29 protein-coding genes and 1 pseudogene are annotated in these 23192 nt (G+C 37.5%); 10 read left to right on the top strand and 20 right to left on the bottom strand.

The genetic code is table 11. From position 1 onward, the window contains the following. Positions 1–278: 278 nt before the first annotated feature. Positions 279–725, bottom strand: a complete 447-nt coding sequence (locus tag ACFX40_RS22555; RefSeq protein ID WP_028409176.1) for a GNAT family N-acetyltransferase — start codon at positions 723–725, stop codon at positions 279–281. Between the two features lie 184 nt (positions 726–909). Then, on the bottom strand, positions 910–2079 hold the full coding sequence (locus ACFX40_RS22560; RefSeq protein ID WP_377256393.1) for an MFS transporter: 1170 nt from the start codon (positions 2077–2079) through the stop codon (positions 910–912). 360 nt (positions 2080–2439) lie between these two features. Between ACFX40_RS22560 and ACFX40_RS22565 the strand changes: the two genes are divergently transcribed. Next, a complete protein-coding gene (locus ACFX40_RS22565; protein ID WP_016764744.1) occupies positions 2440–3003 on the top strand; it encodes a YitT family protein in 564 nt (187 codons plus the stop codon). Positions 3004–3031: 28 nt separating this feature from the next. Here the strand turns inward: ACFX40_RS22565 and ACFX40_RS22570 are convergent, their stop codons facing one another. Next, positions 3032–3916 (bottom strand): diacylglycerol/lipid kinase family protein, encoded by an 885-nt coding sequence (locus ACFX40_RS22570; RefSeq protein ID WP_025751162.1) that lies wholly within the window; start codon positions 3914–3916, stop codon positions 3032–3034. Between the two features lie 188 nt (positions 3917–4104). Between ACFX40_RS22570 and ACFX40_RS22575 the strand changes: the two genes are divergently transcribed. Then, positions 4105–4569 (top strand): DUF4306 domain-containing protein, encoded by a 465-nt coding sequence (locus tag ACFX40_RS22575; RefSeq protein WP_223260182.1) that lies wholly within the window; start codon positions 4105–4107, stop codon positions 4567–4569. Between the two features lie 55 nt (positions 4570–4624). Here ACFX40_RS22575 and ACFX40_RS22580 read toward each other — a convergent pair whose 3' ends face one another. Further along, on the bottom strand, positions 4625–5728 hold the full coding sequence (locus ACFX40_RS22580; protein ID WP_016764746.1) for a citrate synthase/methylcitrate synthase: 1104 nt from the start codon (positions 5726–5728) through the stop codon (positions 4625–4627). A 409-nt stretch (positions 5729–6137) separates the two neighbouring features. On the opposite strand from ACFX40_RS22580, the gene ACFX40_RS22585 reads away from it, so the two are divergent. Continuing rightward, positions 6138–7052, top strand: a complete 915-nt coding sequence (locus ACFX40_RS22585) for a LysR family transcriptional regulator (protein ID WP_377256396.1) — start codon at positions 6138–6140, stop codon at positions 7050–7052. A 113-nt stretch (positions 7053–7165) separates the two neighbouring features. Here ACFX40_RS22585 and ACFX40_RS22590 read toward each other — a convergent pair. From ACFX40_RS22590 to ACFX40_RS22605, 4 genes and pseudogenes are all read right to left on the bottom strand, one after another. Further along, positions 7166–7546, bottom strand: a pseudogene (locus ACFX40_RS22590) (EamA family transporter); the annotation flags it as partial. Between the two features lie 134 nt (positions 7547–7680). Beyond that, entirely contained in the window at positions 7681–8505 is an 825-nt protein-coding gene (locus ACFX40_RS22595; protein ID WP_377256399.1) for an STAS domain-containing protein, read from the bottom strand. Further along, the gene (locus ACFX40_RS22600) at positions 8492–9157 is read right to left on the bottom strand and encodes a cobalamin B12-binding domain-containing protein (protein ID WP_098332027.1); all 666 of its coding nucleotides are present in this window, start codon (positions 9155–9157) and stop codon (positions 8492–8494) included. The genes ACFX40_RS22595 and ACFX40_RS22600 overlap by 14 nt, the downstream gene beginning before the upstream one ends. A 350-nt stretch (positions 9158–9507) precedes the next feature. Next, entirely contained in the window at positions 9508–9771 is a 264-nt protein-coding gene (locus ACFX40_RS22605; protein WP_080781662.1) for a hypothetical protein, read from the bottom strand. A 152-nt stretch (positions 9772–9923) separates the two neighbouring features. Here ACFX40_RS22605 and ytvA point away from each other — a divergent pair, with 152 nt between their 5' ends. Together ytvA and ACFX40_RS22615 are read left to right on the top strand one after the other, a co-directional pair. Beyond that, positions 9924–10706 (top strand): YtvA family blue-light photoreceptor, encoded by a 783-nt coding sequence (ytvA, locus tag ACFX40_RS22610; RefSeq protein ID WP_098334396.1) that lies wholly within the window; start codon positions 9924–9926, stop codon positions 10704–10706. 238 nt (positions 10707–10944) lie between these two features. Continuing rightward, positions 10945–11778, top strand: a complete 834-nt coding sequence (locus ACFX40_RS22615) for an STAS domain-containing protein (RefSeq protein WP_098334395.1) — start codon at positions 10945–10947, stop codon at positions 11776–11778. Between the two features lie 36 nt (positions 11779–11814). On the opposite strand, the gene ACFX40_RS22620 is transcribed toward ACFX40_RS22615, so the two are convergent. From ACFX40_RS22620 to ACFX40_RS22630, 3 genes are all read right to left on the bottom strand, one after another. Next, positions 11815–12297 (bottom strand): membrane lipoprotein lipid attachment site-containing protein, encoded by a 483-nt coding sequence (locus ACFX40_RS22620; protein ID WP_098334394.1) that lies wholly within the window; start codon positions 12295–12297, stop codon positions 11815–11817. 138 nt (positions 12298–12435) lie between these two features. Beyond that, the gene (locus tag ACFX40_RS22625) at positions 12436–12912 is read right to left on the bottom strand and encodes a hypothetical protein (RefSeq protein WP_014459392.1); all 477 of its coding nucleotides are present in this window, start codon (positions 12910–12912) and stop codon (positions 12436–12438) included. 143 nt (positions 12913–13055) lie between these two features. Continuing rightward, positions 13056–13814 carry a GNAT family N-acetyltransferase gene (locus ACFX40_RS22630; protein WP_255293572.1) on the bottom strand — a complete coding sequence of 253 codons (759 nt, stop codon included), beginning with the start codon at positions 13812–13814 and terminating at the stop codon, positions 13056–13058. 204 nt (positions 13815–14018) lie between these two features. On the opposite strand from ACFX40_RS22630, the gene ACFX40_RS22635 reads away from it, so the two are divergent. Both ACFX40_RS22635 and ACFX40_RS22640 read left to right on the top strand, forming a co-directional pair. Next, on the top strand, positions 14019–14282 hold the full coding sequence (locus tag ACFX40_RS22635) for a GlsB/YeaQ/YmgE family stress response membrane protein (RefSeq protein WP_013083841.1): 264 nt from the start codon (positions 14019–14021) through the stop codon (positions 14280–14282). A 159-nt stretch (positions 14283–14441) separates the two neighbouring features. Continuing rightward, positions 14442–14627 (top strand): aspartyl-phosphate phosphatase Spo0E family protein, encoded by a 186-nt coding sequence (locus ACFX40_RS22640; RefSeq protein WP_013057763.1) that lies wholly within the window; start codon positions 14442–14444, stop codon positions 14625–14627. Between the two features lie 43 nt (positions 14628–14670). Here ACFX40_RS22640 and ACFX40_RS22645 read toward each other — a convergent pair whose 3' ends face one another. Beyond that, positions 14671–15486: an STAS domain-containing protein gene (locus ACFX40_RS22645; protein WP_028409187.1), complete on the bottom strand. Its 816-nt coding sequence runs from the start codon at positions 15484–15486 to the stop codon at positions 14671–14673. 350 nt (positions 15487–15836) lie between these two features. Between ACFX40_RS22645 and ACFX40_RS22650 the strand changes: the two genes are divergently transcribed. Continuing rightward, complete coding sequence (locus ACFX40_RS22650) at positions 15837–16106, top strand: GlsB/YeaQ/YmgE family stress response membrane protein (RefSeq protein ID WP_013083843.1); 270 nt, start codon at positions 15837–15839, stop codon at positions 16104–16106. Between the two features lie 280 nt (positions 16107–16386). Here ACFX40_RS22650 and ACFX40_RS22655 read toward each other — a convergent pair whose 3' ends face one another. The 4 genes from ACFX40_RS22655 to ACFX40_RS22670 form a co-directional block, all read right to left on the bottom strand. After that, positions 16387–16803, bottom strand: coding sequence for a YhfM domain-containing protein (locus tag ACFX40_RS22655; protein WP_377256403.1), 417 nt, complete (start codon positions 16801–16803; stop codon positions 16387–16389). Positions 16804–16964: 161 nt separating this feature from the next. Next, positions 16965–17129, bottom strand: a complete 165-nt coding sequence (locus ACFX40_RS22660; RefSeq protein WP_165918639.1) for a hypothetical protein — start codon at positions 17127–17129, stop codon at positions 16965–16967. Between the two features lie 12 nt (positions 17130–17141). Next, a complete protein-coding gene (gene clpP, locus ACFX40_RS22665) occupies positions 17142–17723 on the bottom strand; it encodes an ATP-dependent Clp endopeptidase proteolytic subunit ClpP (RefSeq protein WP_060746381.1) in 582 nt (193 codons plus the stop codon). Positions 17724–18150: 427 nt separating this feature from the next. Continuing rightward, positions 18151–18573: a MerR family transcriptional regulator gene (locus ACFX40_RS22670; RefSeq protein WP_377256406.1), complete on the bottom strand. Its 423-nt coding sequence runs from the start codon at positions 18571–18573 to the stop codon at positions 18151–18153. Between the two features lie 199 nt (positions 18574–18772). Between ACFX40_RS22670 and ACFX40_RS22675 the strand changes: the two genes are divergently transcribed. After that, complete coding sequence (locus tag ACFX40_RS22675; protein ID WP_098334391.1) at positions 18773–19216, top strand: HIT family protein; 444 nt, start codon at positions 18773–18775, stop codon at positions 19214–19216. Between the two features lie 31 nt (positions 19217–19247). Here ACFX40_RS22675 and aspA read toward each other — a convergent pair whose 3' ends face one another. Both aspA and ACFX40_RS22685 read right to left on the bottom strand, forming a co-directional pair. Continuing rightward, positions 19248–20678, bottom strand: coding sequence for an aspartate ammonia-lyase (gene aspA / locus ACFX40_RS22680; RefSeq protein WP_014459383.1), 1431 nt, complete (start codon positions 20676–20678; stop codon positions 19248–19250). 20 nt (positions 20679–20698) lie between these two features. Beyond that, a complete protein-coding gene (locus ACFX40_RS22685) occupies positions 20699–21682 on the bottom strand; it encodes an asparaginase (protein ID WP_025751148.1) in 984 nt (327 codons plus the stop codon). A 268-nt stretch (positions 21683–21950) separates the two neighbouring features. Here ACFX40_RS22685 and ACFX40_RS22690 point away from each other — a divergent pair, with 268 nt between their 5' ends. Then, positions 21951–22307, top strand: a complete 357-nt coding sequence (locus ACFX40_RS22690; RefSeq protein ID WP_028409189.1) for a helix-turn-helix domain-containing protein — start codon at positions 21951–21953, stop codon at positions 22305–22307. A 23-nt stretch (positions 22308–22330) separates the two neighbouring features. Here ACFX40_RS22690 and ACFX40_RS22695 read toward each other — a convergent pair whose 3' ends face one another. Next, positions 22331–22723 (bottom strand): hypothetical protein, encoded by a 393-nt coding sequence (locus ACFX40_RS22695; protein ID WP_028409190.1) that lies wholly within the window; start codon positions 22721–22723, stop codon positions 22331–22333. Between the two features lie 146 nt (positions 22724–22869). Continuing rightward, positions 22870–23040 (bottom strand): hypothetical protein, encoded by a 171-nt coding sequence (locus ACFX40_RS22700; RefSeq protein WP_013057775.1) that lies wholly within the window; start codon positions 23038–23040, stop codon positions 22870–22872. Positions 23041–23192: the final 152 nt, after the last annotated feature.

Raw genomic sequence — 23192 nt, forward strand, 5'->3', positions numbered from 1 at the left:
CGGACTTTAAAGATAAACAGCGCAAGTAAAAAACCGCTCGTCGCAGTTACTATTTTCCACGCGTTTAAGATTGGATTTTTTTTCAAGGTCCTGCTCCTTCCTTGCGGCTATACTAAAAATAGGATGGCCGCCTTTCAAACAGCTAGTCCAACTTCCCCCTACTATTGATACGATCATCTAACATATAGCCCACCGACATTTTCATCAATTTCACTTTTCATACTATAACATATTTTTGCCATTTAGTAGAAGTCTTAAAAGTAAAAGCTGCACTTCTCTTAAAAAAAAAGGTATTGAACCCCTGCATTTTCTTTACCGTTCATTTTTTGATAAAGGTTTTGAGCCACTTTATTTTCACTGCTGCACTCAGCGGTCATCCCTGCAAACTCATACTTTTGAGAATAGGCCAGGCAGATCTTAAACAAACGTTCACCAATTTTATTTCCTCTGTTTAAAGGAGATACGTACAAGTCTTTTAAGATGGCTGTTTCTTTAAAATAATTGGTGCTCCACGATACGTACACCGTCGCAAAACCTACTAGTTTCCCTTCCAATTCAGCAACAAACTGGATACCATAGGAAGGATTATTCAATAAGCGCTTAATATGTAAAGTTAAAGCTTTCCGGGAAGGGGCAGGCTGCTCACAGAATTTTACTATATATTCTTGCATTAACGTAGCCAGTCGCTCTCGATCAGTTTCAACCGCCTGTCGAATGACAACCATTTAATCACTCCTTTTAGCTGAACGCTCTTAACATAATTCGATAGCCATACTTTATTTCCTTTCGTTTTCGTGAAAAGCTCCCTACTTTTACACAAGGGGTATTTAAGGCAAACAACCTTATACGGCTTATGGTTGAGGAGAAAAAATACGATGTTTTAAAAAAGGTTGCAAATAGCAACCTTTTTTAGTTAGCAAGCGCATAATTTCGTAAGAATAAACCTACACAGCCGCTGATTACAATCAGTCCTCCTGCTGTTAGAAACGCCGCCGTTACATTTAGCGAAGCAACAGCTCCAAGCAGCAGCACCGAAAGCCCAAACGTCACATATGAAACGCTAAGCGTAGCGGAAAGTACCTTAGAAAGCTTTTCTAAAGGAACGGCCGTTTGTGTAAGCGTGTAAGAACACGTAGCGCTTATTTGAAGGGCAATGCCAATAGCAAAACTAAGTAAAAGTGAAAGAAAAGGAGCAGGCATCACTCCGAACAATAATGTAAAGAAACCTGATAAAAGACTGCCTAGTGTTACGATATGATAAAGACTTTTCTCTTGTTCAACTGAAATCTTCAACAAAACGAAACCTCCAAGAACCGTTCCAACAAAAAAACTGCTGTTGATATATCCCCACCAAGCTTCATTTTTATTTAATATCTCTTTCACAAACACGTAGACAATTGCTGATGCCCAAACGCCGGCAGCCATTCCTTCTAAAACCTCCATGACTAATAAAACCCGCAGGCGCGGATAATGCCAAATTAGCTTCCATCCCTCTTTTAACCCTTGTTTTTGCTTCGTTTTAGAAGAATGAGCGTTAATACGAATAGCCTGCATAAATACGATTGACAAACTGAATAACGAAAATGACAGCCATAAAAGGCCAGTAGCATCCCAGCTAATGATCAGAAAGCTTCCAAGCGGATAGGCTGCAATTTGAATCATTTGATCGGTGACATTAAACATACTGTTCCATTTCAACAGCTTCTCTTTATCTACTAAATGAGGAAGCATAGAGCTTTGAACCGGAGCTGCCCACCCATCGAAAAAAGCGATAAGCGACACGCAGCACAGCATGCTGATAAGCGACATATGCCACAGGAAAAACATAGACAAAACACTGGTTTTTAACAGCTGAGACACAACAAGAATACGCTTAGCCCTGTAGCGATCTATAAGAAAAGGCACAGTAAAACTGCTCAAAAACTTAGCAGTCGTAATGGTAAATGGAATGCATGAAAGCAGCACAGGAGAACTATTTTGAGCATAAAGAATGCTGATTAACGCAACAATATATAATACATCTGCTAAATTGGCTTGACTTTGACCAAACCATAAAAAAAGTACGGAACGATTTTTCACGACAATCCCTCTTTCTTTTTAGTATGACTGAAAAGAAAGAGAATCCTACACGTAATCAACCCCTTTTATATAGCGGCTTGCTTTTACCGACTTATTACAATCGTATGCTTTTTGCAGAACGAACCTTTTTTATATAGTAAAAAATACAAACAGTTAAACAGTATCGTAAAAAATCAAGAAATTGTCGTGAAAACGAAGTTAGATTAACTATAGAATATCAGAGTTATAGAATCAATACTTTTTACATAATTTTCTTTTTCTTCTTCTTCACTTCTAAATAACCTAAGCTTGCCATATACATAGAGGGACGAGTACTCCTATTAAAATTTAACGTATAGGGTGAGGAATATTTTTTCGAGAGTGGTTTCGATTTGCTGTGGAAGCTTATTAATTGGACTAGGGCTAAACGGATTTATTGCTCCGTATCACTTACTAGACGGTGGACTTATAGGATTTGGGCTTATCGTATATTATGTGTTTGGAACTCCTATCGGACTGTCCATTTTCTTTTTGAACGTACCTGTCTATTTATATGCTTTTTTTCGTCATCGTCAAAACTTTTTTTATGGAAGTATAGGTTTATTTGTTTCTTTTTTTATGACAGAATGGCTCTCTATTCTCGAAGGTACGCTGGAGCTTCCTTTGCTCTTTAGCTCATTGCTTGGAGGCGCACTCGTAGGAATGGGAATAGGGCTGATGCTTCGCTACGGCATCAGTTCGGATGGGCTTGATTTAATTGCCATTATTGTATCGAAAAAATGGAAAATCAATATAGGAATAACCATTTTTATCTTAGACAGTACGATTATGATAGTGGGCTTACATATTATCGGATTTACTGCTTTTTGCTACTCCATGCTTGTTATTACGATGAGCAGCATAATGATTATGCTCTTTACTTCTCCGCGATGGCTGTCTTCATAAAAAAAACGCTGGAACTTCCAGCGTTTTTTTATCTGTTTCCGACTATCATATTGATGTGATTGTGGAGAACCGTAATCGTTGAAGGTGTCGTCGTTTCTTTTTCTCCATCACAATCTACCGTTTTTTCAGGAGTAGTTTCAATATGAACTTCTTTTGCACGAAAATGCATAAGGTTGCTTTCAGGGTTAAGCTGTTCCTCATCAGGGCTTGTTTGTAACCATGCCATAACCGGCTCGATTCCCATTTCTTTAATAACGAATACATCTAATAATCCGTCTTGAAATGAGCTGTTTCCTAGCATAGCGCGAGTTCCTCCTAAAAAAGGACCGTTTCCAATTAACACCATAACAGCTTCTCCTTCATAGGAAGCTTTTTCGCTCGTCATTTTTAATTGAAAAGGCTCTGCTTGATTTAAAGTTCTGCCTACGCTCATGTAGTAAGAGAGCTTACCAAATTTCTCTTTATTTTCTTCCAAAATATTTTCAGATACATCAGCTACGAGGCCGATTCCCCAAAAGTTTAAAAAATAATCTTCGCCATGTTTTCCAACATCCACTGCCTCGGTCTGCTTTTCTATAATTTGCTCCACCGCTTTTAAAGGATTTTGATTCATTCCAATTGCACGCGAAAAGTCGTTGCACGTTCCACCAGGTAAAATAGCAAATACAGGACGTTGCTGCAGCGGAGCAAGAGCATTAATGAGTTCATAAATTGTCCCGTCTCCTCCTGCTCCAATAATGACATCCGCTTTGCCTTCCAATTTTCTTACCAGATCGGCACCATCTCCAGGTTGCTCTGTTTTATATAAAGTAACCGTCTCAAATGCAGTGTTTAACCGATCACATATAAAGTCAATTTCATTTACTAATTTTTTGTTTCCTGCGTTTGGATTCAAAATCACTGCTGCCTTCATCTTTCTCTCTCCTCTATTCATATCTTCCGTTTCACTTTTTTTCCCTTTATTTTTAAAAAACAAACCTTTTCAAATATGAACGTTTTATGAAACCATTCCAATAGTACTTTTTTTACTTTCAAAACCTGCTATAATAATTTTCGGACTTGTATTAACAAAAGATGGTTATTGAGAGGAGCTTTCTATACGTGTCAATAAAATGCATGACGCAGCTATTTGCAAGTTGTTTTGTTTTTTTACTTTCCTCAGTCGCTACTTGGTATAACGGCTCTTCGATGCTTGAAGGACCTTTATCAGCTAGTTTGACCGGAGGGCTAACAAAGTCCTCGGCGGTTCATCACTATTCTCACATCGATTATTTGTTATATACAATTAAATTCCACCCTCAGTTTCCAATTATGATGATGGTGAGCGGAATTTATTTGATTGTATTACTATCTATTATTGGCTTCAAAAAGCGGTATGGATTGATTAGCTCCTGCTGTTTATGTATCACAGCTCTCTTATGCTACAGCAGCTATAAACTTTCACATACCCCTACCGAAGGTGAGCACGCCATGATTACCTCTAGCTTAGCTGCAGCAAGTTTATGCTTAGCAGTCGGATTATTCTATTTATTAAAGCGATTTTATTCTCAAAAAGAATATATTTAACCATATGAAAAAAACGTCGGATCTACCGACGTTTTTTATGTGAAAGCGAGTTTATTTATTGATTTTGTTCAACTGGCGTATAACCTATATACGCAGACTGAGGTCGGTAGATACGATTATTTTCTGACTGTTCTACGACATGAGCTGTCCAGCCAACTACACGGCTTGCTGTGAAGGTTGGGGTGAATAGTTCAGACGGAAGCTCAACCGCTTTCATAACCGCTGCAGCGAAATATTCTACATTGGTATAAATGCCTCGACCCGGCTTGTATTCATTGAGTAATTCAATGGTTTTATCTTCAATTTTAACAATTAAATCAAATAGCCCGTTGTCTCCTGAGATTTGTTTCGATACTTCTTTTAATGCTTCTGCTCTTGGGTCATGTGTACGATAAACGCGATGACCAAATCCCATGATTTTCTCTTTATTATCTAATTTTTTACGAACCCAAGGCTCAATATTCTCTTCACTTCCAATTTCATCAAACATGGTAATAACGCCAGAAGGAGCTCCTCCGTGAAGCGGACCTTTCATCGCGCCAATTGCTCCGCAAATAGCTGAAACCATGTCAGATTCGGTAGATGAAATAACGCGTGATGAGAAGGTTGAGGCGTTCATCCCATGCTCAATTGTCAAAACAAAATAGGCGTTCAGTGCAGTAACCAAACTTTGATCTGGAATTTCTCCGTTAATCATATATAAATAGTTTGCTACATGATCCAAATGCTCGTTAGGTTCTACTACTTCTAAATCATTCATTTTACGATACCAATAGGCAATAATGGTAGGTGTTACCGCTGTAATCGCAAGCGCCTGCTCTTTTGTCGGAGGCCAGCTGTATGAAGGGTCTCCTAATGCTGAGATACATGTGCGAAGCGCGCTCATCACTTCTGTATCTTTTGGCAAACAGTCCATTAACGCAACAATATTAGCCGGAAGCGTACGATGAGTCACCATTTTTTGTTTGAATGCTTTTAACTCATCATGATTTGGCAGCGTGCCGTTCCAAATTAAATAAGAAACTTCTTCAAAAGAATAATTGATCGCCAAATCTTTTGCCCAATATCCGCGATAAATCAGCTGACCTTTCTCTCCATCAACGTGCCCTACTTTTGTTTCAGCTGCAACGATTCCTTCTAGTCCTTTAACGTATGTCATCTCAACCACTCCCCCAATTATTTTTAACAAACCGGCCCTTTTTTCTATGTACGGCTCGTTTGCAGAATGAATAGACTCACCTTAGTGGTTCACTATACCATTTTATTCCTCTTTCTTAATTGTCAGAACAGTATACAAAATGAACATTTCAACACGTGTTATTTCTGCGCTCGCGGCTTTGTTTTACAGGAGAAAAAAATATTTTTCTAGGATTTTCTTCGAGGGTGCTTTTTTGTTAACGCTTACAAATATGTGGGTTTCTAACGTATTTAGAGGAATTTGATGTACTATTTTTAGATGAATCTCTATTCACTTCCTTATGTAAGAGTTTACATTTATTTGAATCATAAGTAAAATAGATAAATAGAATAAATAGTATGAAAACTAAGAATACTAGTGAGGAGAATTTATGGATATTCGAGAACTGCAACATTTCATGGAAGTAGTTAATCAAAAAAGTTTCACGAAAGCAGCAGCTGCAATTCATTTGTCTCAGCCAGCATTAAGTAAAATTGTAAAAAAACTAGAGGAAGAACTCGGCGTAGATCTTTTTGATCGCTCTACTCGAAAGCTGACGTTAACCGATGCAGGACAGATTGTGTATGGGCAAAGCCAAAAGCTGGTATCCACTCTTCACGAGCTGCATGCTCTGTTAGATGATTTACGAAATCTTCCTACAGGAGATATTAAAGTAGGAATTCCTCCTTTAGTAGGAACTGTTGTTTTCCCGATGATTGCAAAAAACTTTACATCAAAACATCCTCAGGTAAAATTAGAGCTTGTGGAGCTTGGCGCAAAGCGAATTGTCGAACTTGTAGAAAACGAACAAGTAGACCTTGGCATTATCGTGCTGCCTATTCAAAACCCTCTTTTTCACGTCTATCCGTTTATTGAAGAAGAGTTTAATTTATACATTCATCATGAGCATCCGCTGGCATCTAAATCAATCGTTGCTTTGAGCGAGCTTAGAGAAGAGCCGTTTGTCCTGTTCAGCAAAGATTTTTCTCTTCATGATCGCATTATTCATGAGTGCATTCAAGCGGGTTTTCATCCAAAAATAGCGTACGAAAGTTCGCAATGGGATTTGATTATTGAACTAGTCGCTTCTGAATTAGGTATTGCAATTTTACCAAAGTCCGTGTTTCCAAAGATCAATAACCCTTTTATTAAAAGTATTCCAATTGCCGAACCTACCCCAATGTGGGAGCTCGGCATCATTTTGAAAAAAGATCGCTATATGTCATATGCTACACGGGAACTTTTATCCTTCCTAGTAGACCAAGATATCATTTTGCCGTCTCATACAATGTCAGCAAACTCTTAACAAAAAAGCCTCTTCTTTCATTAGGAAGAGGCTTTTAGTCATCTTTTATATCTTTCTTCAATCTTTTTTGTCTTGCGATCAACTAAAAACAAGTCAGCAAATGGCGACTTGTTTTACAGCTGTTTTTTGAATAGCACACCTTTTTTAAAATGTACTCCCAAAGCTTCACGATTGGCCATAAACACTCCTATTAAAATAAGAAGGCCTCCGCCAATAATAGAAGGCGTGATAGCTTCATTTAAGACTACATAGCCGATTAACACTGCGATTAAAGGAGATACATACAACCAAGTAGATGGAAAAACCGGATTTGTTTGGGCGATTAGCCAATAATATAAGCCGTGTCCAGCAATTGAACCAACAAAAATTAAATATACAATAGACCATACTGCGTTCCAAGGCATAATAGTTGAAACATGGATCTGCTCTGTACACAAAGATAGCACCAGTAGAAATATTCCCCCGTAAAACATTTGAATACCGTTAATTAAAAACGACACAGGACTTCAACGTCTTAACGCCATTCTTTCAGCTGAAATATAAAAAGATTCTTTAATAGATGTTTAATTATAAGAAGAGAAGTGTATACAGAAAGAGGAGAAGAATAACTTTCTTCTCCTCCACTCTTTTAACTCACATTTTTATTCACAGCAATAATTTCACTCAGGTTATTCATATAAATAATTTGATCACCAAACGTTCTATTTTTCAAAGCAGCCGTATGGTGCGGCTTCATGCCAATAATATAGCATGTGATACCCATGAGATAGAAGGACTGCATAAAGCCTGCAAAAGCTTGAATTCCTTCGGTCGTTAATATATCTAGTCCTCCAAAGTCAAATAGAAGCGTGGTGTAATTTCCTTCATGCGCAAAGTTTTGCAAAATGGACGTATTTTCAGCTACAAGATCTGTATCTAAGTCTCCAAAAAGAGGTATAAGTCCTACTTTAGAGGATAACTTAATAAAAGAAGCGGACAATTGCTTGATTTTCTGTAATGATTTTTCAAGACATTCTTTTTGTTCAAGCAGTTCAAAATCTGTATCTGCTAATCGTTTCCGATGGTCTTGAACAAGACTCGTTAACTCTTGTATACGTTCATCTTGGCGAATACAAACTAAATGACCTATATCGCTATCCCATTGAATTAAGCATTCAAACAGTGAATAAGGAGAATCATTGGTTTGCATCACGAGCTCTACTTTCTGAATAGCCTGGCCTCGGCTTTGGACAAGCGTTTGCTCATCATGGGGTTCGTCTACAGACAATTCTCGAGAATCTTTTTGGCGCAAGCTTAAAAACTTTCTTGCCTTTTCTTGACTAAATACGTCTACAAGATCTAAAAAATTAGCTGAAGGCTTAAATGAATGACCTGATTGTTGCGACCATTCCAAAATATTAAATTCAGTATCCACTAAAAAGTAAGGAATTGGAACATATTCAAGCATCGACATTAACTTCCACTCCTTTGTGATAACTGATTAACCAGTTATTTAGTTGGTGAAGATCCGGAATTAGGCGTGTATGCTCAGAACAGTAAGAACGGAAATCAATTTGAGAAACTAAGCGCCCTCCTACCATTACCGTTGGTCTTGGTTCTAATTTGTCCAAAGTTTTGGTGTATTCAGCAAGCCTCTCAATATGATAAGGGATGCTGACAGATAATCCTACCATGTGCGGCTTCCATTCTATAGCCATTTTCTCAGCGTATTCCAGAGGGAGATTGGCCCCTAAAAAGCGAGTATTCCAACCATGTTCCTCAAACAATAAAGCCACCATCTTTAAACCAATGAAGTGCTGTTCTTGTTCCAAGCATAGAAGCAGTGCCCTTGGAGCGGTGTCTGAAGCGTGTCCCTGAATTTTTTTATAAAAGCGATAGCGAGTTAGCACATAATCACATGTCGTAGTTGCAACATGCTCATCAGCTACAGAAATGATATTTTCTTCCCACATATCTCCAGTTACTCGCATTGCGGTTGTAATTAAATTTTCATAAATATCTAGGCTGTTCTTTCCCTGTTGGATTTCTTCCAGCACAATTTCCCAAGCGCTGTCTTGATCACCAGCTAATAAATAGCCTACAAATTTTTGTACTTGAGATTTCATTGTTTCACCTCAGTAAACGTAAAGCTTTTAAGAAACTTGAATAAAAGCTTCTCGTCTCTCTTTTTCAGGATCGCCTAAAATGTATACCACTTTTAGACTAACACATGTTGCCAATAGCAACAACATAAAAATAGAATAATAACTTTTTATTTTACTACACTCAGTAGAATATGACTAGTATTTCTCTAAATATTCTCCTTTCCCTTTTATTTATGAAAAACACCTCGGCATTTTATACCGAGGTGTTTTTCCAGTCGTCATCATTTCAGCTAAAAGAATGTAAGTTTGTATCTTTCTCTTTTATGCATCTTTCTTTTTTCCACTTTCAATAGACTTTTAAACATATGTATTTATGACTCTTCTGCTCCGACCATAATACTGATAAGATAGAGCGCTGTCATAACTGAGCCGATTGTATTGCATATCAAATGAATATATTGGCTGGTCGCCATAAACAAGTATAAGCTTAGCGACAGCAGCACCGTTCCGAACAAAAAAGACCATTTAAATAATGACAGTGGCCGGTTAAACTTTAGACGCAAACAAAAAATAAGAATAAAGCCTACTAGCGCCATCACAAAGAAACTAACATTAAATAAATTGATGGTTATCACGTTTGTTCACACTCCCTTTGCCCCTGAAACTATTATAACATATTTTTCCTTATCTTCATTCTTTCTCTAGGAGCACACGCGTCGAAAATTGTTTTTTTAATGTGTTTATGTCACAATATTTTTATAAAAATTCCAAGGAATGAGGGAATGCATTGACTACACCCGAAGCTCAAGATTCAAAATGGTCCATTTTAAATAAAGCCCTTCATAGCTCACAATCTGGCATTATCGTGACAGACCCTTCTTTGCCTGATAACCCAATTATTTACCTCAATCAAGGGTTTTCCCTTATGACCGGCTATAAGGAAGAAGAAGTATTAGGAGAAAATTGCCGTTTTCTACAAGGGCCTCTAACAAACCCGCACCACATTGATGAAATTCGCAGCGCTATCAGCCGCAATCAGTCAGTCTCTGTTACGCTTGTTAATTATCGAAAAGACGGCTCTTTCTTTCATAATCAGCTAACGATTGACCCGACATATATAGAAGAAGAAGATAAATACTACTTTATCGGGGTTCAAAAAGACGTAACAATAGAGATTACAGCCCAGGAACAGCTACAGCAAGCTTTGGAAGAAGTTGAAAGGCTATCCACTCCTATCGTGCCAATAGAGAAAGGAATCTCTGTTCTTCCATTAATCGGAACGTTAAACGAACGGCGTATAGAAATGCTATTTAATAGCTTCACCTCACGTAACACAAGGAGCAAAGATCGTTATTTAATCCTAGACGTCTCAGGGTTAGCGCGATTTAATGATTCATTCGGCCGTGATATTCTTAATATTTACAATTGGCTGAAGCTCATGGGAACTCAGCTTGTTTTAACAGGAATTTCTCCTGACATGGCCATACATATGAGCACTATGGAAGATGATATGTCCTTTATTTTAGTCTATCAAAGCATTAAAGATGCCTTACCCAAGCTAAAGCTATAAGCGCAAGAAGTGGTTCTTTATGAAAAATAGGTAAAATGCATGAATATGCTAGTTAAAAAATGTTTATTTTTTAATAAATTGGGTTTGAGAGTATACAGTTAGGGAAAACAAGGCGTATAGGAAAATAAATGCGCTTCATAATGGATTTATTTATAAGCATCCTCACTCTAGATCAGGGGATGCTTTTATGCCTTTATTTATAAATCAATTAGACTATACATATATAAGGAGAGTCTTCATGCATAAAAATCAGGACTTATATCATTTTTTCAAAGAACATTCTCTTCAATTAACCGAAGACTGGTACAATCAGCTCGACGATGAAAATGAGTTCTCTGTCTATTCGAGTAAAAATCCAGCAATTGTGAAAGAACTGAAGCAGCAAAATCAAGATTATTTTCAGCATTTATTTGACGTATTTATAAAGGATGAGGAGTATTTTTTTTCGGATTTTCAGCAGTGGTCGATAGAACTAGCTCGTGATCCAAAACATTTAAGTACGCCTCTTCACTTTATTATTCGAGAATATTTTAATTCACAAAAAATTGCCGTTAATTATTTAAAGAAGTTCATCTCTTTGCATTCGAATGAGGTAAGCGTAGATAAGATATTTATGTGGTATGACATTATTGTTAAAGCTTTTGATCTATCTATTTATATCTTCATTCAAGAATATCATAAAAATACGCAAGAACAGCTGAACGCTCAGAAAGAGTTAATTAATGAATTAAGTTCTCCTGTCATCATGCTTCAAAACAAAGTTGCACTTCTGCCTCTTGTAGGTGATATTGGAACGGTCAAAAGTCAGTTTATTTTAGAAAATACGCTTCAGCAATGCTCGGAAAAAGGCGTTGAACATTTATGTATTGACCTGCTCGGTGTAGCTACGATTGATACGATGATGGCACAAGAGATTTTTAATTTGGTAAAAGCTCTCCGTTTAATTGGTGTGCAAACAATTTTATCTGGAATTCGACCGGAAATTTCTCAAACTGCCATTCGCTTAGGACTTTCATTTGAACATGTTAAAACTACTTCTTCTCTTGCACAAGCTCTTAATTCTATTGGTTAAGCATATGGCTCTCTATTACAGCATAGAGAGCCATATCTATGGTGTTTCAAATTTCACTGGGGTATAGTAGACACGCCCGATTAACTTTTTCCCGTTGTTATCTTTCCAGTCTGCTACGAGTATATACCGATCACTGTCACTGTGAGAGGCAGAATCTACTGTAATAGCAGATGTTTTTTTTATGTCCTTTTTTTCTACGATGTTTTCATAAATAGACTGATTACGAATTTGTTTGTAATAAAGCGCATTAGGTTTTTTACCATCTATTTTAATGGACACTTGCCCACCTTGAGAGACGGGAATACTATCTTTCATAACAATTTGTCTAAAATTTTTTCGTTCGCCAAAATCAGCTTCACATTCGGTCCAGCAAAAGAATAAAGGCTTGATGATGGCTTCTTTGCCTTCAGCTATTATTTTTATAGCGGGTGGATAAGAATCTTCAAGCGTTTCAGCTGTAGGAACCTGACATGCGGCTAATAAAAACAAACTAAATAGGATAATCACCACTTTCTTCATACTATGTCCTCCCTTTTTTGTAAACGTGGTGCACGTAAGTGAGTGGGTGCATAGTATACTCTTTCGCCTGCAACCAAAAGATTCCTTTTATAATCAACAAAAAAACAGCTGCCTATTTGTTTAGACAGCTGTTTTGTTCTATTTACTTAGCATGCTTATTTCTTTTTTCATATCTTTTTCTACATATTCCATTAAATCAGATACGTAGGTTTGAAGCGGTTTTGTTGCGTCTTTGTGATCATTCATCGTTAATTCATAGATGCTATCGATATTATCAATCATCAGTTCCATATCATCGATGACACCCGTATGCTTATACATCGTTTTCATCGTAGGATCAAGAGAAGCTAGTTCATTATATTCATAGTTTATAGTATTTGAAATATCATCGAGTTCATTGATAAATTGCTTTTTGGTTTTTTTTTCGGCCATCAGCTGATTATACTCTTTAAAAGCAGTTTGAAGGTTTTTCTGAGAGGCAGTCAATACTTTCAGCTGTTCTCGTCCTAAATAATAATCATAAATACTAGTAACAGTAAAATATCCCCCAAATGTGAGCGCGATTCCGACAACCAAACCTATCCAAAACGTGCTCGTTTTAAAAAAATGTTTCATAATGACTCCTTTTATCTGTGTTCTATGTACAACACTAGCTCATGCTGCTGCTTTTTCCTAGGATACACCAAAAACGAAGTGGAAGCTACACTTTTTTTAAAAATTTGTCGAAATTTGTCTCTTTTCTCACAAACCTCAGCACATTATGTTCCATCTCTATTTCTCCATCTGTATACATCAAATTCGTTAACCGCTGTAAAACCAATTTTTTCATAGGCTGGCTTTCCTGCACTTGTCGCATGCAAAATACACGTATCCGCCTGTTTTTTTGCTTCAGTAAGAACTTCCTTCAAATATGCGGTGGCCAGGCCTTTTCTCCTCATATGTCTAGCTGTAGTGATGCAATACAAACCCGCTGTACCGTCATAAAAAAAGAGAGACCCGGCTACAGCTGGCCGGTTGTGATAAAGGCCCAGATATAACTGATATTGGTCACCGTGCTGCATAAGTTCCCTAAACCTTTCAAGAAAGTCAGCTTGATATTCTTTTGGTTTTTGATAGCCGTCTATGTATACCGTTATCCATTCTTTCAGTTCAGCTTCTGTGCGCACTCGCTTACATTGAAACCCTTCTACTCCTGTATGTATGTATTCTTTTTCTTGAATGTGCTGAATCATTCCGATCCATTTTTCAGAAGGAACAAATCCGTTTTTATGGAGAACTGGCCCAAGGTTATCATATGAAGATGGACCAACAATCCATAGAGGTTCCTCCCCTTGCCGAGGGCATATTCGCAACGCAGGCTCAATATGGCGGGTTCCTGCATATATGCCCCGATTGTAAGGAGATGCAGAAATCCATTTAATTTCTGATGTATCCACCTTCACAGATTTCTTCGTATGCTGAAAATACATCCAATGCTGAATCAAGTGCTGTTCTACTACCTCGCTTTGATTTTTCATTTTCACTTCATGTCTCCTTTCTTTTCTAAACTATGTTCCGTTTTCTATTATATACTAGTTAGTCTATTTTCTATGACTCTATCGCAGTTCTTAAATCCTTTTACAAGTTTTTTTTATTTTTTTTGCTATTCTATGAATAGTTTTCTTTTAAGTGGGGTATTAACCTATATAAGCAATACATCATTAAAAAGGAGGATGATATTTATGTCATTTTTATGGGCACTTATTGTAGGTGGTATTATTGGGTGGCTTGCCGGATTAATTACGGGAAGAGACGTTCCGGGAGGTATTATTGGTAACATTATTGCCGGTTTTATCGGTTCTTGGTTAGGTTCAGCTATCTTTGGAAGCTTCGGACCAGTTGTAGGTGGATTTGCTATTATTCCTGCTATTATCGGATCAATCATCTTAGTGTTAATCGTAAGTTTCATTATGAGAAAAATGCGTGGCAGTCATAAACATGCCTAATAAATTATTATATTAGAAAAAGAACCTCTGTTGAAAAAGAGGTTCTTTTTTTTATATGAAAAATTCTTAAAATTTACTATTTTTAATTTCATAATATTGAAAAATAAACCTATTAATGTTAATTTAACCATAATCACTATAGAAAAAAGAGGAATTAACATGCTGCTTTCAACCCACTCAAAAGACAAATCCATGTACCAAATACTAATAGAAGAAATCGAACAGACACGAACGTTAATGATTCAAACGGCTGTCCGTGAAGGAATGACAAGTCCTAACACACTTCAAGTTAGTCAATCATTAGATGCTTTATTAAATAAGCTTCAAATTTTCTTCTACCAATAAAAGCCCATGATATGGTTACATACTCATGGGCTTTTGTGTTGTATTAGTCCGCTTGATTAACGTATTCCACTGCTTGGTGAAGGCTACTGAAAGTCGTAATGTCAGCCAAATCTAACCCTAAGTTCACCATCGTCTGAGCAATTTCAGCACGAATCCCGCTTAAAACCACTTGAATTCCTAATAATCTTAAAGCACCGATTACTTTAAAAATTTGGTCCGCTACCATCGTATCAATAATTGGAACCGCGTATAAATCAATAATCAACCAATTTAGCTTGTAGTCGCTGCCGTGTTGAAGCGCATTTTCCATTAGAATTTGAGCGCGGTTTGTATCTAAATCGCCAACAAGAGGAATCACACCAATTTCTTTCGTAATGCGTACCACAGGAATTGAAAGTTCATCAATTGCATAGCGAGCCGATTGGATTTTGTTTGCAAAGTCGGTCATATATGATTTACTAACCCAGTGTACGGCCTTATCTACTACTACGTTGAAACGAGAAATAACTTGATAGAAGGCATCAAACGTAAACGTTTCGGCTTTTGCCTCTTCTTTAATAATTTCCCCGATAAGATTTCGGTAATAGCTGATTTCTTCTAATGCTACATCCAAAGGAAGCTGAAGGACAACGAGTAAATTGGCTACTTCTCTTCCCCACTCCTCAAGCACTTCAAAGTTTTTTGTATCATTTGTTGAGACAGAATCAGCATATATTTGAATTAAATGAACGCGCCACGGTTCTAACTGTTGTTGAATATTTTTTTCTTCATATTGTTTTTGTTTCGAGAATTCTTCTTTTTTTTCTAGAATTAAATTCGTAATGTGTTTAAGCTTTTTATCTAATAATAATGACTCCATATTGTTCTCCCGTTAAGAATTTGTTTATTTAAAATGATATCACAAATACCGTTAAAAAAAGTAAAACTAGGGGAAAAAGCTTTAAAAAGTGAACCGGATGTCCCTTTTTACGAATAGAATGAGCTAAATTGAATTTAAACCGTACATAAGCTGAACTTCTCTCCTTCGTTTTATCGTTACTTTCACAGTGAATTCTCATACATAACTCTTCAATTTAATGTTGGGCTATCTTAGCATATATGATAAATAAATGAAAAAATGTAAAAGGGTTTGCAGCAAGCATGTCGCATGACAGGGTGTGTTTTAGGAAAGAATGAAAAGGAATTCCCTATAAAAAGGAGGTTAGGTATATGTCATTTATTTGGACGCTTATTGTTGGAGGACTTATCGGCTGGCTTGCTGGTGTGTTAACGGGACGAGATGTTCCAGGTGGAATTATCGGAAACATCATCGCTGGGTTCATTGGAGCATGGTTAGGCTCTCTAATTTTTGGAGATTTCGGTCCAGAGATCGGCGGATTCGCAATTGTTCCTGCTATTATTGGTGCTGTTATTTTAGTCTTAATTGTGAGTTTTGTTTTACGCAAAATGCGCGGAAATAACAATCATCGACATGCCTGAATAAAAAAGAGAAATCAGCGTTTTGATTTCTCTTTTTTCCTTACTTCTTGTAGTAAAATATTTTAACAATGGACCTACCTGTAAGTGTAATTCTTTGTTGCTACATTTAAAAATTGCTGCTTGTCACCTCTCACATTTAATACTTCTATACCCTCATATCAAGCGCGTTAGTAATGAGCAGCTTTGGACCTTCGAGATCATCAAGCATATCGGTGAAGATAGCTTCAATATGAACAAGTGCAGTTTTAGCTTTCATTGAACATTGTTGTATAGCTGCTTTCTATTTCGGTTCTACTAATTCAATAAATGATCTTGCTTGTTTGCCCTTTAACTGTGCGTAGTGTGTATCTGTAGCTAATTCAACGGTTTCGTTTTCTAAGTTGACCCACATTCGATAAGATTGTACCTTTATATCCTTTTTTGTTTCCACCGGTTCAAAGTGGAGAATGTAGTTAGGTTTTCGAATCATTTCAGCTTTTTCTTCTCTCCATGATACATCTTTTAACCACTGCTCCACTTTCTGCACTTGATTTTGGTCTTTCATTTTAACCGCATGGCCATATTGATTATCGGCTATGTATTTTTCGATTACGAGCTTTTGATCAACAGTACCGCTTGAAGCACTGCTTTGCTGACATCCTGTTATCACCCAACAAATAGCAATGAGAACAACTAATCCAGACCATACTTTTTTCATTTACATCTACCTTTCTTTGTGTAATTGAAATGAGATGTTCTTGTTGAATGATGCTACCAGCTGCTCGTTTTTAAATCTCTTTTTGCATTCTCCTTTCTTCATCTAAATCCCTGCTTCATTTGCTCAAAAAAACTGAATCCCCGAAAGGATCCAGTTTTTCGTTACGATTCGACATCTTCTATGACATGAACAGCGCGAATAGAGGCGTTTATTTTTGCCTGCTGAACGTACTCTTTTGCTTCTTGTATCGTCATTGCTTCTACCTCTTGATAAAAAACTACGTTTTCCCATTCATATTCTACTGAATAACGATTTGCTTTTTCCACAGAATTCCCTCCTTATTGATGAACTAAAATTTGATCAATCATGCCATATTCTTTTGCTTCATCCGCTGTAAAAAATGTATCTCGATCAGTATCTTTTTTAATTGTTGAAAGCGACTGCCCTGTTCGTTCAGACAGCAGTGCATTTAAGTGGTCTTTTAACCGCAAAATACGCTTTGCTCGAATCTCAATTTCAGCTGCTTGTCCTTTTGCCCCTCCTAGCGGCTGATGAATCATCACTTCGCTATTAGGAAGAGCAAAACGTTTCCCTTTTTGACCGCCCGCTAGTAAAAATGAACCCATAGATGCTGCTAGCCCTATACACAATGTGCTTACATCTGCACGTATAAGCTGCATCGTATCAAAAATAGCCATGCCAGCTGTAATAGATCCTCCCGGTGAATTAATATAAATGCTGATATCTTTTTCTGGGTTTTCTGCATCTAAAAATAAAAGCTGAGCGATAATGCTAGTAGCCACTTCATCCGTAACTTCACCTGTGAGCATAATCACTCGGTCGAGCAACAGCCTTGAATAAATATCATAGGCACGCTCTCCCTTGCTTGTTTGTTCCACTACATATGGAGTTAAGTTCATGTGACCGCCTCCTTCCCCTGAATTAGTACGAGCAAATTTTTTCACTTTTGTACTGATTTCATGATTTAAAAATGAATCTCCTATCAAATCTTCATCCGTAAATTTAATTATTAGAGAATGTCTTTCTTGCTGCATATGCAAGCTTTCATCCCGGTAAGTCACAGCAACTGCAATCTCTTCCTGTGGATATAAAACGGCCTCTTCCGTGTAGAGCTCTATTAATAGAGGTTCATCTTCGATATGTTTTACTTCGATTTGCCCCTGTTCGTTTTCCAGGTATCCATTTAAGTTTGTCGTTTTAAACAGACCTTCGGGCAGCTGAATATCAATCGTGATGTTTTTTACTTTTACTTGCGAACGTTCAAATGCAATACAAAGGTGGTTCATTCCTTCTTCTTTTTCCATCACTGATTTTGCTAAGGCCAATTTAATCATGCGATGAATGATCCTTTAAAATCTGAGTAACAGACTCAATCACTTTTTGCCGTACGTCCGCTGATAAATTTCGGTTCATAGCGACAAATACATCTTCATTCACTTGATGCATTTCTTGATTTTGAATTTGTTTACTTCGGTAAAGAGGAAGCTGCGCACCGATATTTTTTACTTCTTCATCACTCATTGAACGCAGCGTTTCTTGAATGGAAGCTAATGACCCCCCTGCTTTTGATAATGTTAAAACAGCTCGAAAGTAGTGAATGTGCTGATCTGTATACACGCGTTTATTCCCTACTAGAACTAGCGGAGGAACGATTTCTATTTGCGTGTAATATCGTACCGTACGCAGGTTCAAGTCCGCACCTTCATTATTTAATAACTCCGTAATTTGCTTGCCTGTATATGTATTCAAACAATTCCCCCTTGTTAGTTACAGTTAACTGTTACACTGTCATTATACTGTAATCATTTTGTTTTTACAATTAAAACCATGGTAAAAATTTGTAAAATATAAGAGAATTAAAAAAGGTAATGTAAAAAATAGCTGCTTATATCTCAAGCTATTTCTTCCAATAATTACTACGCTATACTTTATAAAAAGGAGAGAACGCATAGTGGGGAATCAACGTATAGATTGTTTGGGATGTCGATTAGCAAATAACCAAGAGAAATCACATGTGATATTTGAAGATTTGTTTGTGACATGTCTGTTAGACCACAAGCCATTTAACGAAGGCCACCTCTTAATTCTTCCTAAAACACATATAGTGGAAATCGACGAATTTGATACTGAACACATGCTGTCCGTGATGAATGCAGCGAAACTAATGACAAAAGCAGTGAAGACACTCTTTGTTCCAGACGGAGTTACTCTCTCTCAAAACGGGGGAATGTTTAACGAGTTAACTCATTTTCACATGCACATCGTTCCACGCTACCAAGAGGAGTGTTTCGGAGATTTTTATACGCAAATTCCCCAGTTTGCTGAAAAAGATGACGCTTTGGCTGCAACAGCTCAGAAAATGCGCCGAGTCATTCAGCAAATGTCTTTATAAAAAAACGGCTTCCTTAGGGAAGCCGTTCTTTTTACTGACGATCAAACAATGAACTTCCTGCAATACCAGGGTTCGTCATTTCAAATGGATTTAAAATGAGATCTAATTCCTCTTCTGTTAACACATCGTATTGAAGGCAAAGCTCACGAATTGGTTTTCCTGTTAAAATCGCTTCACGCGCAATACGTGATACGACTTCATAGCCTAAGTGAGGGTTAACAGCTGTAATAATTCCTACGCTTTTTTCTACATATTCTTTCATGCGCGTTTCGTTTGCTTCAATTCCTGCTAAACAGTGGTCTGTAAAGCTTCTGAAACCGTTATTCATAATGCTGATTGATTGAAGCAAGTTAAATACAAGCACAGGTTCCATGACATTAAGCTCCATCTGACCTGCTTCTGAAGCAAGAGAGATCGTTTGGTCATTTCCCATTACTTGAAACGCAATTTGATTGATTAATTCAGCCATAACCGGGTTTACTTTTCCTGGCATGATTGAAGAACCAGGCTGACGAGCAGGAAGGCTGATTTCTCCTAGACCTGCACGAGGTCCAGATGCCATTAAACGCAGGTCATTTGCGATTTTAGACATATTCGTCATACAGATTTTAAGCGCTGCAGACACTTCTGTATAAGCATCTGTATTTTGAGTAGCGTCCACTAAATGCTCTGCATGCACAAGAGGCAGACCGCTGATATCGGCTAAGTGCTTGACTACATTTTCAATATAGCGAGGATCTGCGTTTAAGCCTGTTCCAACAGCTGTCGCTCCCATATTTACTTCATGCAAATGGTCACGCGTTGCGCTGATACGCTTAATGTCGCGCGCCAACACGCGGCTGTATGCTTCAAACTCTTGACCAAGACGAACGGGTACAGCATCTTGAAGGTGCGTACGGCCCATTTTAATTACATGATCAAATTCTTGTGCTTTTCGTTTAAACACATCGTGCATATCATTCATTGTAACAAGAAGTTTATTTAATAAGTTCAGCGTTGAAATATGAATAGCCGTTGGAAATACATCATTTGTTGACTGAGACATATTCACATGGCTGTTCGGACTTAATTTACCGTATTCGCCTTTATTGTCTCCCATAATTTCAAGGGCACGGTTTGCAATAACTTCATTAGCATTCATATTCATTGACGTTCCTGCTCCACCTTGGATAGGGTCCACAATAAAGTATTCATGCCACTGACCTGCTAAGATTTCATCAGCTGCTTGCACAATCGCATTTCCAATACCCTCATACAAGCGCTTTGTATCCATATTTGCAAGCGCTGCCGCTTTTTTTACAATAGCAAGCGCTTTAATCATTTCTTCATGTACTTTATAACCCGTAATCGGGAAATTTTCTACGGCACGTGCGGTTTGTACACCGTAGTATACGTCTGCTGGGATTTGTTTTTCTCCTAGAAAATCAGCTTCTGTACGATATCCTGCTGTTTCTTGTTTCATAGCTGTACCTGCTTTCTTTTTTAATTAATATCTTCTGCAATCGACGTTTCCATCATCTTTTTAACTTGGTGAGGGTCTTTGGTTTGTCCGAGCACCCACATTAATTTGGGAACAATGGCTTCTGTGTTCATGTTTTTTGAGCGAACGACGCTATCATGATTAATCATTCGGCCTACTTCATAAATGCCCATGTCTTCTCCTTCTTCAAGACATTGAGTCGTAATGACAACGGATACACCGTGGTGTGTTAACTCAACAAGCTTGGCTAAAATGTTGCGAACTTGAAATGGAATACCTCCACTTCCATAGCTTTCAACAACAACGCCTTGATATACATCCTTTAATCCATCGAAAAATTCGGGTTTAATGCCGGGAAACAGTTTAACAACCGCTACATCCGTACAAAGAGATGTATTAACCGTCAGCTCTTCTTTACTAGAGCGAACGGGTTTTGTATATTCCACCGCATTATCATGGATAGACGCCACGTATGGATAATTAATGCTTTCAAATGCATCATAGCTTTTGGTACGAAGCTTGATTGCTCTTGTGCCTTGAATCACACGACCGTCAAAGACTACATAGACTCCGCCTGTTTCTTCACAAGCAAAGCGAATCGCATCTGCAATATTGCGCTTCGCGTCCGTTTTACTAAATGAAATAGGAATTTGAGATCCTGTAATCGCAATTGGTTTTTTAGAATGCTGAAGCATGTAAGAAAGAGCTGCCGATGTGTAGGCCATTGTATCAGTTCCATGGGTGATAACAAAACCATCGTATTCATTATAATGCTCTTCAATCGCTTTTGCCATCTCTATCCAACATTCTGGCTGCATATTTGTACTATCAAGATTCATAAGAGATTTGCTGTCAATTTGACAGTGTTCATTTAAATCAGGTATGTAGCTTAGTAATTGATCTGGCTCCATTCCAGGAACAAGTCCATTTTCACCTTCAAGTGAAGCGACCGTTCCACCAGTTGATAACAATAATAGTTTTTTCAAAACCGACATCCCCTTTGCTTAATTGTTGTAAAAAAACCTGACAATCTATCAAATAAATTATATTCATTTCGCGTACTTCACCTGTAATTATAGTAACCAAAAATCAATAAATCAAGAGAAAAATTATTCGTTTCGCGTACACTTTTTTCTGCAGCAATGATATAATGAATAAAAATGTAAATTAGCTCACGGTTTGATTACAAAGATCTGCGCGCGAGCTGAATGCCTCGGTTTTTTTACATACTATACCTACAAAGGAGCGTCATGAATGTTAAGCAGATTAGCTCAACTCAGGAAAGAAAAAAAATGGTCTCTTCAATATACAGCTGACCAGCTTGAAATTGCTAAAAGCACTTACGCAGGATACGAATCTGGCTATCGTCGTCCTTCTCTTGAAGCACTCGTTACAATCGCAGAACTATTTGATACATCAACAGACTACTTGCTAGGTAAGGAAAAGGAACCTCATTCTCTTTCAGATGCATCAATCGAATTAACATCGCCTCAACCTCATACGATTACAGTCGACGGTGCGGAACTATCTCAAGAAGAAATTCAGCAGCTGACGGCTTTTATTCGTGCTAAAAGACAAATTGAAAAAGAAACTGCACCTTCTTCAATTTAAAGAAGATTAGAAGCAGGGTGCTTCTAATCTTCTAGCTGCATTTCTAAATACCCTACTACTTCTTTTGTTATTTCCTCTTCTGTTTCTTCCAGCAGCTCGCCGGTTATCTTGCTGCCTGGGAGCTTCCTCGAAGAACGGATGCCCCAAAACGTGCGTACACAGTGCCAGATAGGAATAAAAAGACCGTCTAAAAACTCACCTTTTTCCAAAATACCCACTTGAATGGTGGCATGGTAACCAGGCTGAAAAGGATTTGCCCCTTCACGGATCACTTCTACAGAAAGCTCCATCCCTTTTTTTTCAAAAGCTTCTTTATATTGTGCATATATTGATTTGAGAAGTTCTTGCATAGATCTTTCAACTGTATGTATATGTTGTTCTAACTGCGGCGTAAATTGTTTTGCGGTGTATTCCATCTATCTCCCTCTTCTTTCGGTTCCCTACCCCTTATTTTAGCGACTTTCATTTTATTGTATCATAAGAAAAGCGTTCGTCTGTCTAGAAGAAAACCCCGCTTTTTTGTAGAAAAGCGGGGTTTATACATACCTTTACTAGCAATACCTTACATTGCTTTATCTTGTTTAGAAGATGATTTTAATTTTTTATTTTTAGTTGGATCTGGCTCATTCGAAGACATGATAATGTTTCCTTCGCCGTTGCACACTTTGCACTTTATAAATCCAAATTTCTTACCGGCTCCTTGGCATTGTGGACAAACATATCGAATTGGCATAAACTGTACCTTCCTTCTTTCTAATTTATACCTGCGCATTGAAAGCGCCTATGGCTAGTTTATAGTTTTATTATAAGTTGTACAATCCACCCTATCAAGACGTGCCAAATTGCACATCTTTAATGGCAAGAAATTCTTCCTTTCTAAAATTC

Origin of the sequence: Priestia sp. YIM B13552, assembly GCF_042787775.1 — a bacterium.
Classification (GTDB): domain Bacteria; phylum Bacillota; class Bacilli; order Bacillales; family Bacillaceae_H; genus Priestia; species Priestia megaterium_E.

Excerpts from the sequence above, each read along its gene's own strand:
- ACFX40_RS22655 (WP_377256403.1), bottom strand. The coding sequence starts at position 16,803 with ATGAAAAAAGTATGGTCTGGATTAGTTGTTCTCATTGCTATTTGTTGG.
- ACFX40_RS22620 (WP_098334394.1), bottom strand. The coding sequence starts at position 12,297 with ATGAAGAAAGTGGTGATTATCCTATTTAGTTTGTTTTTATTAGCCGCA.
- ACFX40_RS22630 (WP_255293572.1), bottom strand. The coding sequence starts at position 13,814 with ATGAAAAATCAAAGCGAGGTAGTAGAACAGCACTTGATTCAGCATTGG.
- ACFX40_RS22595 (WP_377256399.1), bottom strand. The coding sequence starts at position 8,505 with ATGTCGATGCTTGAATATGTTCCAATTCCTTACTTTTTAGTGGATACT.
- ACFX40_RS22570 (WP_025751162.1), bottom strand. The coding sequence starts at position 3,916 with ATGAAGGCAGCAGTGATTTTGAATCCAAACGCAGGAAACAAAAAATTA.
- ACFX40_RS22635 (WP_013083841.1), top strand. The coding sequence starts at position 14,019 with ATGTCATTTTTATGGGCACTTATTGTAGGTGGTATTATTGGGTGGCTT.
- ACFX40_RS22640 (WP_013057763.1), top strand. The coding sequence starts at position 14,442 with ATGCTGCTTTCAACCCACTCAAAAGACAAATCCATGTACCAAATACTA.
- ACFX40_RS22585 (WP_377256396.1), top strand. The coding sequence starts at position 6,138 with ATGGATATTCGAGAACTGCAACATTTCATGGAAGTAGTTAATCAAAAA.
- ACFX40_RS22615 (WP_098334395.1), top strand. The coding sequence starts at position 10,945 with ATGCATAAAAATCAGGACTTATATCATTTTTTCAAAGAACATTCTCTT.
- aspA (WP_014459383.1), bottom strand. The coding sequence starts at position 20,678 with ATGAAACAAGAAACAGCAGGATATCGTACAGAAGCTGATTTTCTAGGA.
- clpP (WP_060746381.1), bottom strand. The coding sequence starts at position 17,723 with ATGAACTTAACTCCATATGTAGTGGAACAAACAAGCAAGGGAGAGCGT.
- ACFX40_RS22645 (WP_028409187.1), bottom strand. The coding sequence starts at position 15,486 with ATGGAGTCATTATTATTAGATAAAAAGCTTAAACACATTACGAATTTA.
- ACFX40_RS22650 (WP_013083843.1), top strand. The coding sequence starts at position 15,837 with ATGTCATTTATTTGGACGCTTATTGTTGGAGGACTTATCGGCTGGCTT.
- ACFX40_RS22625 (WP_014459392.1), bottom strand. The coding sequence starts at position 12,912 with ATGAAACATTTTTTTAAAACGAGCACGTTTTGGATAGGTTTGGTTGTC.
- ACFX40_RS22580 (WP_016764746.1), bottom strand. The coding sequence starts at position 5,728 with ATGACATACGTTAAAGGACTAGAAGGAATCGTTGCAGCTGAAACAAAA.
- ACFX40_RS22690 (WP_028409189.1), top strand. The coding sequence starts at position 21,951 with ATGTTAAGCAGATTAGCTCAACTCAGGAAAGAAAAAAAATGGTCTCTT.
- ACFX40_RS22695 (WP_028409190.1), bottom strand. The coding sequence starts at position 22,723 with ATGGAATACACCGCAAAACAATTTACGCCGCAGTTAGAACAACATATA.
- ACFX40_RS22700 (WP_013057775.1), bottom strand. The coding sequence starts at position 23,040 with ATGCCAATTCGATATGTTTGTCCACAATGCCAAGGAGCCGGTAAGAAA.
- ACFX40_RS22600 (WP_098332027.1), bottom strand. The coding sequence starts at position 9,157 with ATGAAATCTCAAGTACAAAAATTTGTAGGCTATTTATTAGCTGGTGAT.
- ACFX40_RS22555 (WP_028409176.1), bottom strand. The coding sequence starts at position 725 with ATGGTTGTCATTCGACAGGCGGTTGAAACTGATCGAGAGCGACTGGCT.